At 40.6% G+C, this 12,768-nt stretch carries 15 protein-coding genes and 2 pseudogenes; 9 read left to right on the top strand and 8 right to left on the bottom strand.

The genetic code is table 11. The features are described from left to right. Positions 1-9 precede the first annotated feature (9 nt). The 6 genes from ssbA (at position 10) to FB592_RS05260 (ending at position 3,637) form a co-directional block, all read left to right on the top strand. A complete protein-coding gene (gene ssbA / locus FB592_RS05285) occupies positions 10-528 on the top strand; it encodes a single-stranded DNA-binding protein SsbA (RefSeq protein ID WP_003219228.1) in 519 nt (172 codons plus the stop codon). Positions 529-571: 43 nt separating this feature from the next. Beyond that, positions 572-811: a 30S ribosomal protein S18 gene (rpsR, locus tag FB592_RS05280; RefSeq protein ID WP_003219224.1), complete on the top strand. Its 240-nt coding sequence runs from the start codon at positions 572-574 to the stop codon at positions 809-811. 64 nt (positions 812-875) lie between these two features. Then, a complete protein-coding gene (gene xth, locus FB592_RS05275) occupies positions 876-1,634 on the top strand; it encodes an exodeoxyribonuclease III (RefSeq protein WP_141949356.1) in 759 nt (252 codons plus the stop codon). Positions 1,635-1,693: 59 nt separating this feature from the next. Then, positions 1,694-2,629, top strand: coding sequence for a transcriptional regulator CcpB (gene ccpB, locus FB592_RS05270; protein ID WP_141949355.1), 936 nt, complete (start codon positions 1,694-1,696; stop codon positions 2,627-2,629). A gap of 55 nt (positions 2,630-2,684) precedes the next feature. After that, positions 2,685-3,065, top strand: a complete 381-nt coding sequence (locus FB592_RS05265; RefSeq protein ID WP_003244460.1) for a VOC family protein — start codon at positions 2,685-2,687, stop codon at positions 3,063-3,065. Between the two features lie 17 nt (positions 3,066-3,082). Next, complete coding sequence (locus FB592_RS05260; RefSeq protein WP_015250785.1) at positions 3,083-3,637, top strand: sugar O-acetyltransferase; 555 nt, start codon at positions 3,083-3,085, stop codon at positions 3,635-3,637. Positions 3,638-3,670: 33 nt separating this feature from the next. Here FB592_RS05260 and FB592_RS05255 read toward each other — a convergent pair whose 3' ends face one another. Continuing rightward, positions 3,671-5,026: an MFS transporter gene (locus tag FB592_RS05255; RefSeq protein WP_038828056.1), complete on the bottom strand. Its 1,356-nt coding sequence runs from the start codon at positions 5,024-5,026 to the stop codon at positions 3,671-3,673. A 226-nt stretch (positions 5,027-5,252) separates the two neighbouring features. Here FB592_RS05255 and FB592_RS05250 point away from each other — a divergent pair, with 226 nt between their 5' ends. Then, positions 5,253-6,152, top strand: a complete 900-nt coding sequence (locus FB592_RS05250; protein ID WP_141949354.1) for a CPBP family intramembrane glutamic endopeptidase — start codon at positions 5,253-5,255, stop codon at positions 6,150-6,152. Here the strand turns inward: FB592_RS05250 and FB592_RS05245 are convergent. From FB592_RS05245 to FB592_RS21310, 4 genes and pseudogenes are all read right to left on the bottom strand, one after another. After that, positions 6,149-8,218, bottom strand: coding sequence for a thioredoxin domain-containing protein (locus FB592_RS05245; RefSeq protein WP_141949353.1), 2,070 nt, complete (start codon positions 8,216-8,218; stop codon positions 6,149-6,151). The two genes, FB592_RS05250 and FB592_RS05245, sit on opposite strands and share 4 nt — an antisense overlap. Before the next feature lie 71 nt (positions 8,219-8,289). Further along, positions 8,290-9,207, bottom strand: coding sequence for a DMT family transporter (locus tag FB592_RS05240; RefSeq protein ID WP_125121018.1), 918 nt, complete (start codon positions 9,205-9,207; stop codon positions 8,290-8,292). Beyond that, complete coding sequence (locus FB592_RS05235) at positions 9,204-9,620, bottom strand: MerR family transcriptional regulator (protein WP_125121166.1); 417 nt, start codon at positions 9,618-9,620, stop codon at positions 9,204-9,206. Before FB592_RS05235 ends, FB592_RS05240 begins: the two co-directional genes overlap by 4 nt. A 150-nt stretch (positions 9,621-9,770) precedes the next feature. Continuing rightward, a pseudogene (locus FB592_RS21310) lies at positions 9,771-9,847 on the bottom strand (DUF255 domain-containing protein); the annotation flags it as partial. A gap of 112 nt (positions 9,848-9,959) precedes the next feature. Here FB592_RS21310 and FB592_RS05225 point away from each other — a divergent pair. Beyond that, positions 9,960-10,160: a hypothetical protein gene (locus tag FB592_RS05225; RefSeq protein WP_021481098.1), complete on the top strand. Its 201-nt coding sequence runs from the start codon at positions 9,960-9,962 to the stop codon at positions 10,158-10,160. 113 nt (positions 10,161-10,273) lie between these two features. Here FB592_RS05225 and FB592_RS05220 read toward each other — a convergent pair. The 3 genes and pseudogenes from FB592_RS05220 to FB592_RS05210 all read right to left on the bottom strand — a co-directional run. Beyond that, a pseudogene (locus FB592_RS05220) lies at positions 10,274-10,453 on the bottom strand (DUF255 domain-containing protein); the annotation flags it as partial. 241 nt (positions 10,454-10,694) lie between these two features. Further along, the gene (locus FB592_RS05215; RefSeq protein WP_046161081.1) at positions 10,695-11,261 is read right to left on the bottom strand and encodes a dihydrofolate reductase family protein; all 567 of its coding nucleotides are present in this window, start codon (positions 11,259-11,261) and stop codon (positions 10,695-10,697) included. A 159-nt stretch (positions 11,262-11,420) separates the two neighbouring features. Then, positions 11,421-11,777 carry an MmcQ/YjbR family DNA-binding protein gene (locus FB592_RS05210; RefSeq protein WP_141949352.1) on the bottom strand — a complete coding sequence of 119 codons (357 nt, stop codon included), beginning with the start codon at positions 11,775-11,777 and terminating at the stop codon, positions 11,421-11,423. A 404-nt stretch (positions 11,778-12,181) separates the two neighbouring features. On the opposite strand from FB592_RS05210, the gene satA reads away from it, so the two are divergent. Beyond that, positions 12,182-12,703, top strand: coding sequence for a streptothricin N-acetyltransferase SatA (satA, locus tag FB592_RS05205; RefSeq protein ID WP_077670822.1), 522 nt, complete (start codon positions 12,182-12,184; stop codon positions 12,701-12,703). Positions 12,704-12,768: the final 65 nt, after the last annotated feature.

Raw genomic sequence — 12,768 nt, 5'->3', positions numbered from 1 at the left:
GTCTTTCTTATGCTTAACCGAGTTGTATTAGTCGGAAGACTGACAAAAGACCCAGAGCTTCGTTATACGCCAAACGGTGCGGCTGTTGCTACGTTTACTCTTGCTGTGAATCGTACATTTACGAACCAGTCCGGAGAACGTGAGGCCGATTTCATTAATTGTGTCACTTGGAGAAGACAAGCCGAAAACGTTGCAAACTTCTTGAAAAAAGGAAGCCTTGCAGGCGTAGATGGCCGTTTACAAACAAGAAACTATGAAAACCAGCAAGGACAGCGTGTCTTCGTGACAGAGGTCCAAGCTGAAAGTGTTCAATTTCTTGAGCCGAAAAACGGCGGCGGTTCTGGTTCAGGTGGATACAACGAAGGAAACAGCGGCGGAGGCCAGTACTTTGGCGGAGGCCAAAATGATAATCCATTTGGGGGAAATCAAAACAACCAGAGACGCAATCAGGGGAACAGCTTTAATGATGACCCATTTGCCAACGACGGCAAACCGATTGACATCTCGGATGATGATCTTCCATTCTAATGTGATTATCGCCTAAAATGAAAAAGAAAGGAGGGAAATGACAATGGCAGGAGGACGCAGAGGCGGTCGTGCGAAACGCCGTAAAGTGTGTTATTTCACTTCTAACGGTATCACGCACATCGACTACAAAGATGTAGATCTTCTTAAAAAGTTTGTTTCTGAGCGCGGTAAAATTTTACCACGTCGTGTAACTGGAACAAACGCTAAATACCAACGTAAATTGACTGCAGCGATCAAACGCGCACGTCAAATGGCTTTACTTCCATACGTAAGCGGTGAGTAAGCTGATATGTAAAGAGCAAGGACCTTCGGGTTCTTGCTCTTTTTTATAGGGGGGAGGATGAAACATGAAGTTGATTTCATGGAATGTAAACGGCCTGCGGGCTGTGATGAGAAAAATGGATTTCCTCTCTTATTTGAAAGAAGAGGATGCAGATATTATATGTCTTCAGGAAACGAAGATACAGGACGGCCAGGTTGATCTCCAGCCTGAAGACTATCATGTGTACTGGAATTATGCAGTGAAAAAAGGATATTCCGGCACAGCTGTTTTTTCTAAGCAAGAACCGCTGCAGGTCATCTACGGTATCGGAGTAGAAGAGCATGACCAAGAAGGCAGAGTGATTACGCTGGAATTTGAAAACGTGTTTGTGATGACTGTTTACACGCCCAATTCCAGAAGGGGATTAGAGCGGATTGATTACCGCATGCAATGGGAAGAGGCTTTATTGTCTTATATTCTTGAATTGGATCAGAAAAAACCAGTGATTTTATGCGGTGATTTGAATGTAGCCCATCAGGAGATTGATTTGAAAAATCCAAAGGCGAACCGGAATAATGCTGGATTTTCAGATCAAGAAAGAGAGGCATTCACTAGTTTCTTAGAAGCTGGCTTTGTTGATTCTTTTCGTCATGTTTATCCTGATCTTGAAGGCGCTTATTCCTGGTGGTCGTATCGTGCCGGCGCCCGGGACAGAAATATTGGTTGGCGGATTGATTATTTTGTTGTTTCTGAAAGCCTTAAGGAACAGATTGAAGATGCCAGCATATCAGCGGACGTCATGGGTTCCGACCATTGTCCTGTTGAACTTATCATCAATATATGATGAGATAGCAGTAAGGATTTTACACTTACTGCTTTTTTTTATATGAAAAGGAGAAAGAGATGGCAAATATAAAAGAGATCGCAAGACTGGCAAATGTATCTGTTTCGACTGTCTCGCGTGTATTGAATCATCATCCGTATGTATCTGAAGAAAAGAGAAAGCTTGTTCATCAAGTCATGAAGGATTTGGATTATACGCCAAATCGAACCGCAATCGATCTCATTCGCGGGAAAACCCATACGGTCGGTGTGATTCTGCCTTATAGCGATCATCCCTGCTTTGATAAAATCGTTAACGGAATCACCAAGGCGGCTTTTCAGCATGAGTATGCAACGACCCTTCTCCCCACCAATTATAACCCCGATATTGAAATCAAATATTTAGAGCTGTTAAGAACGAAGAAAATAGACGGTCTCATCATTACTTCCCGCGCCAATCATTGGGACAGCATTTTAGCTTATCAGGAATATGGGCCGGTCATCGCTTGTGAGGATACCGGAGACATTGATGTCCCTTGTGCTTTTAATGACAGAAAAACTGCTTATGCAGAGAGCTTTCGCTATTTAAAGAGCCGCGGGCATGAGAATATTGCTTTTACGTGTGTCAGAGAAGCTGATAGGAGCCCGAGCACGGCTGATAAAGCTGCGGCCTATAAAGCTGTCTGCGGAAGGTTGGAAGACCGCCATATGCTGTCCGGATGCAACGATATGAATGATGGTGAGCTGGCAGCTGAACATTTTTATATGAGCGGGCGGGTTCCGACTGCTATTTATGCAAATAGTGATGAAGTGGCAGCTGGAATTCATCTATTTGCCAAAAAGAATAATTGGGATGTTGAAATCATAGGCGAGGGAAATACTTCTATCAGCCGTGTTCTTGGTTTTCCGTCGCTTGATTTGAATCTTGAGCAGCTCGGCATCGCAGCATTTTCTCTATTTTTGCAGGATGAACCCGCTGATATCAAAATTCAGCATAAATTTAAGAAAAAAGCTTGAACTGAAATGCATTTCATACCTTATAACTTCATTGAAGGCGAAGGAGGAGGAAGAAATGCAGATTGAACATACAGCGGTCTGGGTCAATGATTTAGAGCGAATGAAGTCTTTTTATGAATCGTATTTTAATGGCGAAGCGAATGATTTGTATCATAATGAGAAAAAAGATTTTAAGTCTTATTTTATTACGTTTGATTCCGGAGCAAGGCTGGAAATTATGAAAAAAGGGAATGTGACCGATCCGCCCTCACAAACAATGACAGGCTGGGCACATATTGCCTTTTCCGTTGGGAGCCGGGAGAAAGTTGACGAACTGACTGATCGATTGAAGGCGGATGGTTTCGCAGTAGTAAACGGCCCGAGGACAACAGGAGACGGCTACTATGAAAGCGTGATTGAGGATGATGAAGGAAATTTGATCGAGATTACAATCTGACATCTGGAGTGACTTAAATGCTGAGGACAGAAAAAGAAAAAATGGCAGCCGGAGAATTATACAATTCGGAAGATCAACAACTATTACTAGAACGCAAGCATGCGAGACAGCTGATTAGACAATATAACGAAACACCGGAAGATGATATAGTGCGGACAGAGCTTTTGAAGGAGCTGCTCGGTTCGGTTGGGGATCAAGTCACGATTTTGCCGACATTCCGCTGTGATTATGGCTATCATATTCATATCGGAGATCATACATTTGTTAATTTTGACTGTGTCATTTTAGATGTGTGTGAGGTGCGTATCGGCCGTCATTGTTTGATTGCGCCAGGTGTACATATCTACACGGCCGGTCATCCTCTTGATCCGATCGAAAGGAAATCCGGGAAGGAGTTCGGTAAGCCTGTGACAATTGGAGATCAAGTTTGGATTGGAGGCCGGGCGGTGATTAACCCGGGAGTGACAATCGGTGATAACGCAGTGATTGCTTCTGGATCTGTTGTCACTAAGGATGTACCCGCTAATACTGTTGTAGGCGGAAACCCCGCAAGGATTTTGAAGCAATTGTAATGAGATCAGTGCGGCAGATCCGCACTGACTTTTTTAAATCTGTTTTGCATTCGTATTAGGACCGAAGAAGATTAACAGCAAGGAGCATGCGAGCCAACAGCCCCCAATAAATAAGAAGACGCTGATATAGCCGAGCTGAACGGCAATAAATCCGACAAGCAATGAGCCAAAAATGTTTGAAAAACGGCCAAGACCATAGGCTAAACCGCTGCCAGACGAGCGGTATTCAGTCGGATAAGGTTCAGATGTATAGGCGTATAAGTTCGAGGTAAAGACCCGTTCTGTGATATTCACGATAAAACCAAATACAATGATCATGATGGGAATAAAAGTCATACCATATAAGAGCCCGGCGATGGCCGTCAGAAACGCACTCGCAGCTAAAATCCATTTTCTTTGAAATCTTTCGGAAATCATGGAGCCGAGCAGTGCGCCAAGCGGAGCGCCGACGGAATGCAATACGTTATACCATAATGTATTTTCCATGGTTACGCCATTACTTTTTAGCAGGCTTGGAACCCATGAAGCAAATCCGTAAAACCCAAACGTTTCAAAAATCCATACAGCAGATAATACGATGGTGATTTTGAGGTTTCTGCCTTTCAATAAGCCTGCGTAACCTGCATTCTGCTTAACAGTTTCGCTTACTTTAGGCTGGGATGCTGCCGGAAGCGGGCCTTTCTCCTTTTCAACCTGTTCTTCAATTCGGGTGAGGATCGCATCGGCTTTCGTATATTCCCCGCGATTTTCGTGCCAGCGAGGTGACTCTTCCAGACGGCGGATGAAGAAAAAATAAATAAGGCCGACGGCACCCCATACAAATACTAGCCTCCATCCCCATGAACCAAGAGGAATGACAAAGGCAGACACAATGTTGGTGATCGGAACCCCAATCAATCCAATCATGGCACAAAAAGAAATATATTTTCCACGTACACTTGAAGGGAAAAATTCCGCCAAATAGCTATTCGTAATGACCATGGCGGCTGCAACGCCAAATCCGGTGAGGAAACGGAATGTCATTAAAGATGGAATGTCCCATGCCGCAGCATTGCATAGCGATGCGATTGAGAAAACAAAGACAAATAGATTTAAGGCTTTTTTGCGGCCGATTCGATCGGACAGCCGTCCGCCCAGTGAAGCGCCTAAAAACATGCCTAAAAACGAAGCAGCCGTTACGTTAGCAATAGTTGAAAGCGGGATGCCCCAATGCTCGATCAGCGCCGGCGCTACATTGCTGAGGGTAAATAAATCTGCGAGATCAAAGAAATAAACAATGCCGAGAGCGGTTAACACTTGGAAATGAACGCGTGAAATCGGAAGGCGGTCTAAACGATTCGCTGCGTTTGAGAAAGGATGTGTATTCTTTTGTTTGAAGATCGTATTCATAAAAAACCCCCTTTTGAGTAGTAAGAAAAGACTGAAAATTCCCCTCTTGGGACTATTATAAGTATCTTGGTTCATTGGCAACAGAGTTCAAATCACTAGATGGAAGAACTAAATTCACACTTTATATTTTAATTTTGCTTAAAAGATTTCCAAAACAGTAGATTCATAGACCAATTTATGCAAATATATAGTAATATTCTCATTGAAAGGAAGAGACATAGAAGGAATGAATTCATTTATCCGTCCTATAGAAGGAAACAATACGTTGTGGAGATATTTTTTCGCTTTTTTGGTGATGGTAGGGTTATATGTATTCGGGAATATAGCTTACCTTTTCGCTATACTGTTCACGGTTATTGTGAATCCCAATATCACGTTTGATTTGGATGAAGCTGTGCTGAGTGATCCTCTCGTAGATCTTTATTTGTCCCATGTGATTTATTTATTCGCCATTCCGGGAGTTTGGCTGGCTGTGCGCTTTATTTTGAATCGGCCTTTCCGAACGGTGATAACACCAAATTCAAAGATGAATTGGCGGAGAATTTCCTTTGGTTTTATTGCTTATTTCTTGCTGATGATCGCCGTACAATTGATTGATTTTGTGATTCATCCTGATAGCTATTCAATGCAAGCCTTTGATGCATCACGATTTATCTGGCTGCTAGCGGCTGCCCTCATTTTGGTTCCGATTCAGACATCAGCTGAGGAACTGTTTTTCAGGGGATTTTTGCTTCAAGCTTTCGGGAGATTGACGAAAAATCCTCTATTTTTGACACTGATTGTCGGAGGATTGTTTGGCGTATTGCATTTTGCGAATCCAGAAATGAACAACGGCGCTGTCTGGGCAGGAATTGAGTATTTAACATTTGGTTTTGTGTGGACCTATTACACGATTAAAACTGGAAGCATCGAAATATCACTTGGCGCCCATGCCGCGAATAATATGTTTTTGTGTATGTTTATTACAGAAAAAAACAGTGTGTATGGAGGAATTCCTTCTCTGTTTACCGTTACGCGGGGGAACCCGATGTGGGAGGCTTTCTTTACGATAGCGGTCAACCTTGTGTTTGCGGGGATCGCTTTATGGTACCATAAGAAATCAAAAAGTAAGCAGCAAGGGTCTTAATCCCTGCTGCTTATTAATGTGTGGATCGCTTCTTCGATATTTGTTGTCGGCTGCTGGCAGGCGAAGTTTTCACAAATATACACGGTTGTTTTGCCGTCTATGATGCGGTAGTCTGCAGCGAATGGCGCAATGTCTTTGCATTGATCAGGATGCTCTGCTACCAGAATGGAGTCGTTAGGCTTAAAGGCTTTTTGGAGCTCTGTTATGATTTGTTTTCTGGCTGGATCGTCTGCGCTGCCAAAAATCACGATTTCTTTCTTAGGCATCAGATGTCTTAACACACTTTGCATAAAGAAAGCATGGCCGCTTGGATACGCGTCGATGTCTGGCTTGAATACGGAAAACATTGTTTCCGCTTTTTCGATCAGTGATAAGTCGCCTGTGACTTGCCCGAGACGCAGCAACTGAACAGCTGCCACACTGTTTCCGGAAGGCACGGCGCCGTCGTACACTTCTTTTTCCCGTACGATTAAGGCTTCTGCATCGTGTCCGGTGAAGTAGAATCCGCCATGCTCCTCATCCCAAAATAAGCTGATCATATCGTCTGTCAGTTTCTTCGCTTTTTGTAAATAAGAAAGATCAAACGAAGCTTCATAGAGATCCAGATAAGCCCATAGGAGAAAAGCGTAATCGTCGATAAAGCCTTTGTTTTTCACTTCGCCATCACGATATCGGACCATCACACGGCCGTCGATGATTAATTTGTTTTCAATAAATGTGATGGCGTGTTTCGCTAGGCTGAGATATTTCGGCTCCTGGTATACCTTTGCCGCTTTCGCAAGACCCGCGATCATCAGCGCGTTCCATGAGGTAAGCACTTTATCATCGACATGCGGATAGGTTCTTTCCTCGCGTGTCTTCAAGAGCTGCTGTCTTGCGTCTTCGAGTTTGAGGCTGAGCTCTTTTTCGGTTAACACGGCATCCTCTTTGATTTGTTCCCGCTTTGTGTGAATGAGATTCGGAATATTTTTGCCTTCAAAGTTTCCTTCTTCAGTAATGTCATACACTTGGCAATACAGCGTTCCGAGATCGTCTCCGAGCGTTTTTAGAATCTCTTCCTTTGACCACACGTAGTACTTTCCTTCTTCTCCTTCTGTATCCGCGTCTAAACCAGAGAAAAAGCTTCCGTCTTCATGGGTCATTTCCCGCTGAATGAACGTAATGATCTGCTCACAAATCTCTTTATAGCGGCTGTTTTGCGTGACCTGGTAGGCTTCGGTATAAGCGGTCAGCAGCAGCGCATTGTCGTACAGCATTTTTTCAAAGTGGGGAACGAGCCACTCGTCATCAGTCGAATAGCGGGCGAACCCATAGCCGATATGATCGTAAATACCGCCATTCGCCATGCTGTCCAATGTTTTCGTCACGTTGTATAGAGCGTTCTCCTGCCCTGTATTGTGATCATAGCGAAGCAAATACATCAGCATATGAGGCATTGGAAACTTCGGTGCCTGCCCGAAACCGCCGTAGATCGTGTCAAATCCGCTGGCAAGCTGCTGGAATGTCCGGTGAATTGCTAATTCGCTAAGGCCCTCACCAGTTTTTGCAGCTGTTTTGGTCTGCAAATGTTTAGCGGCGTTCTCCGCAATATCCTCGACATGCTCGCGGTCGTTCGCAAACGTCTCAGACAGATGCTCAAGCACATCAACAAAACCGGGACGATTGAATTTGCTCGTCTTTGGAAAATATGTACCCGCGTAAAACGGCTTTTGATCAGGCGTGATAAACACATTCAGCGGCCAGCCGCCCTGCCCGGTCATCAGCTGGCAGATTCTCATATAAACAGAATCCACATCCGGCCGCTCTTCCCGGTCGACTTTAATCGCCACAAACCGTTCATTGAGAAGACGCGCGATTTCTTCGTCTTCAAAGCTTTCGTGGGCCATCACGTGGCACCAATGACAAGTCGAATAACCGATGCTGACCAGAACCGGCTTGTTTTCGCGTGTTGCTTTTTCAAATGCTTCTTCTCCCCAAGGGTACCAGTCAACAGGGTTGTGGGCGTGTTGGAGTAAGTATGGTGATTTCTCATTGATTAATCTATTGGGTTTACTTTTGTTTGGCATGGGATCACCTTCTTTCTATAATTAGTGTATATTTAACTTAACACATTTTCTCAAAAATAATCCCTATTTCTTTATATAGCTGACTGTTCTTTAGTATTGTACTTAGGAATACGTATTACCCCCGAAGCGGTTAAAACGCCTAATATAACTAACACAGCCCCAATAACTTGAAATACCTTTATTGGTGTTCCAACGGCAAATGAAATAATCATCGTTACAACGGGAACAAGGTTGAAAAATAAAGATGTTTTACTAGCCCCAATCTCTTTAATCCCTTGATTCCACCATAGGTAACCCAAAACACTTGTAAAGAAAGCCATAAAAGCAATTGCCCCCCAAACTCCAATCGGGATGTTCGATAAAGAAACAGGTTTGGATGTAAATAAGGAAACTACTATTAAACTAACAGCACCGATAGCCATCGTATAAGTGGTTGTAGATAGCGGAGTTCCATCCTTTACAAACCGACGTCCAAGTACACCATAAAGTGCCCAACAAACGTTACCTGTAAAGATTATTAAGTCTCCTCCTGAAATTGATAAGGTTTTAATGGTTTCGATAGAACCTTCTGTAATGACTAGCAATACACCAATGAAAGCAAAGAGTATGCCGAGTACTTGTTTTTTTGTCATTTTGTCCTTTAAGATAATTCGAGCGAGAATTGCTGTTAATAAAGGATTCAGCCCCATTATTAATGCTCCGTTAACGGGAGATGTATATTTTAAACCAACAAAAAACAAGGCATTAAATCCAAAGATTCCTATAATTCCAAGAACAATGTATGAAACGGCGTTTTTCCGTAATTGACTCTTCTTTATACCTTCAGTAAAAATCAAAATGATGAGCATCACTGCAGCCGCTAAACCGAAACGCCATGCCGCAGAAGACGATGGAGAAAAATATCCAACTGTATATTTTGCAAGATTAAAAGTAGCTCCCGTGAAAATAGAGAAGCCAAGTAACATTATGTATATATTTAAATGTTTCATTTGTTTTCCACTTCCTCTTTCAAAATTGAATAATATGTATCCAGTTTTCCTTTTGTAGTAGAAATCACTTCTTCCAGCTCCCTTTTTTTAATTTCCATTTTCTCTAAGTGCTTGGTTAAAATCTCAATACGTTTATTTATAGATGGGGAGAGTTGTGCCGATTTAACAACCGAATTGATTTTTTCCAAAATGCATCCGTCTTTGACAAACTCATTAATATCCTCCAAAGACATACCTGTTTCCTTTAAACTTTTCAGGAATAACATGAACTGAATATCAGTCTCTGTATAAAAACGCCTTCCACTGTTTTTTCGTTTTGGTGGTGGAAGTAACCCAATCTTTTCGTAATATCTTAATGTATACGAACTAATACTAGTCTTCTCAGCAGCTTTACTAATGGAATACAACAACATCATCCCTCTCATTTAATTAAAGTTAGTTTACAATTTAGAGTTAACTCTAAGTCAAGCAAATAAAAAAACCTGCTACCGCATGGTTACGGATTGCAGTTTTTAGAAAATGAATGACATAAAAGGTAAACTGTATTGTTTGAACAAATAGTATTATCGTTTAAAATGGCTTTTGTTATCTTTTAATGGAGTTCCACACGATTTGATTATCCGGGCCACCAAACGCAAGTCATGATTTACTTCCTTTTTTGAGGATTGCTTATTTCGAAACCTTTTGTCGGTCGATAATGTAGACTTTTAATAACATAAGGTTTTGTTATTGATTCTGGAAGGAGAGTTAAAATGGATTACATCTATAAGGAAAAGAAAAATGGCAATCGTATAATATCAATCAGAGATAAATGGGAGAATGCATTTATTGAGTTTGAGCAAAAAGGTAATCAAATTGATATAGTGATCAATTATCGTAACGAGAAAACAACTAAGTTTTCGCTACCAATCGAGACTTTTGAGAAAGTGTATCAGGATATTAAAAATAAGTAGGAGAGATAGATAATAAAAATTCGGTTTGAAAATAATACTTAGGAAAGATCAAATTGTTTATAAAACTATAGATAATATAGAGTCATAAAAGATCTATTATGGTTATTCTAATAGACATGGCACCAATGACATGTCGAACTACCGATGCTGACCAGAACAGGCTTGTTTTCGCGTTTCACTTTTTCATATGCTTCTTCTCCCCAAGGGAACCAGTCAACAGGATTGTGGCATGTTGAAGTAAAATAAGTAGACTTCTCAGCGATTAATCTATTGGGTTTATTGTTAGTAGGCATTGGATCACCTTCTTTCGTTTTTTTATAAATACAAAACTTAGCCGATTACTTAAAAGAGGGAGAAGAAAATATACTATAATGCTTAATGATGTTAATGGAGGAGACATCGTCCTTTTCAATCCTCTTTTATTACAGAAAATTTGATATTGATAATTCCATAGTATATTAAGGGGAACCCATTATTTATGGATTCCCCTTTAGTTCAATAAGAAGGATTACTGTCGAGTGTTACTTTACAATGTTAGCCATTCCAATGATAAACGATTTGCACAACGCCAGAGGAAAATGTTCTTGTATTCACCATTTTTAAATTTATCCTCTGTTTTACATCAATAAACAACGGTTTTCCTTCTCCCAAAACAACAGGGTGAATAGATAATCTAAATTCATCAACAAGCCCCAAATTTATAAAAGTTGTAATGAGACTCGCTCCACCATATAGCCAGATGTCTTTACCAGGATTTTTCTTCAATTTATTTACTTCTTCAAGAATATTATCATTTATAAATATGGCTTGATTATCAATCTCATTTTGTGTTCTGGAAAAAACATATTTCTTTTTACTATGAACCAATTTCCAAAGTTCCTTTTCTGTATCAGGGTCTTCATTTTTTGGAATGTATTGTCCCCATAAATCGTAGCTTTTTCTACCATATAAAATAGTATCAATTTGATTTAAAAAATCAGTAAACCCCATATCAGGGTCCATAATACACCAATCAACTTCTCCATTTTTCCCTTCAATATAACCATCTAAAGTAACTGCTAAATCTAAAATGATTCTTCTCTGTTTTAAGTTATTTGTCATAACTATTCATCCTTTTACATAAGAAGTTGGTTGAAATTCTTCTCCCACTCTCGCACCAGATGAACTAAGTTGCGTTTGTGGACAGAGTGAAGAACAGTATCCTAAAATGAAAGTGCCTACTACTCTTCGCAGTTCGATTAGCCGGAACACTCTTTATCTTCACTTGGTTAAATGAAAGCTCTGCTCGATTAAGTTATCGATTTCGCCTTCTGGATCTGTCCGTTCTAAAACAATTGAAATCCAATGTTCCTTATCCATATGATATCCGGGTAAGATATTTTCCCCGTTTCTTAAGCTATCACTTATGTCAGGGGGACATTTTAGATTTAGAATATCTATTTCGCCATGACCATCCAAGCCTAATTTTTCTGGGAGAACATTCATGACAAGACCGTACCATTTTTTGTTTGATGTATGTCTCAAAGAAGCATAGTTTGGGTATTTCTCCCACGGGTAATCAGGCGATGTACCGTATTTTTCTTTGACGTGTTTAAAGATATCTTCTCTTGTTAACATACTCAATCACTCCTTTATTCACTCTACTTTCTTCTTGGAAAAGTCAAAGAGCGATCCTTGGTTGTCCTTTGGATGCTTCAATAGAGATGTCCCCAATGGCAGAAGCTGTGTCAAAGCTTCCTCTCTCCATGGGTACTAGTCAACAGGGTTGTGGGCGAGTTGAAGGAAGTATGATATTTCTCATTGAGTTTATTGTTAGTGGGCATAGGGTCATCTTCTTTTCTCTTGTTTCTATTCCTATTTACTGTACCACACGCCTTTGTTGAAATACCTCATTAAGATAGAGAAATATATAAGGTAATGGATGCTAATGCTGTTCTCTTATAGAGTACACTTTTGGAAACTGTTGTTGAATCGTATCGAAACGAGTTTACTAAATATTATCTCGATTGGCGGGGATTGATATGATCATTAAAATGACTAAATTGAATATGAAAGATTTCAATAAACCAAATGAACCTCTCGTTGTTTTTGGGAGAATGATACCTGCTTTTGAAAACGGTGTTTGGACATATACTGAGGAACGATTTTCTAAACCTTATTTTAAACAATATGAAGATGATGAAATGGCTGTTAGTTATGTTGAAGAAGAGGGAAAAGCGGTTTTTTTATATTATGTTGAAAACAACTGCATCGGCCGGATTAAGATTCGTTCTAACTGGAATGGGTATGCACTAATAGAGGACATTGCCGTTGCAAAAGACTATAGACAAAAAGGCGTTGGAACAGCATTATTACATAAAGCGATTGAGTGGGCAAAGGAGAATCGCTTTTGTGGTCTTATGCTTGAAACACAAGATATTAATGTTTCAGCTTGTCATTTTTATGCCAAACATCAATTTATAATAGGTGCAGTTGATACGATGCTTTATTCCAATCTTCCAACAGCAAATGAAATTGCGATTTTTTGGTACTATAAATTTTAATTTATCATAAAATTATTGAACGAAACGTAGCTTGTTTTGCGTTTCGTTTTTTCAAAGAAGAGGTT

Source organism: Bacillus sp. SJZ110 (assembly GCF_006715455.1).
Classification (GTDB): Bacteria; Bacillota; Bacilli; order Bacillales; family Bacillaceae; genus Bacillus; species Bacillus subtilis.
This window is presented reverse-complemented; position numbering and strand designations above follow the sequence as displayed.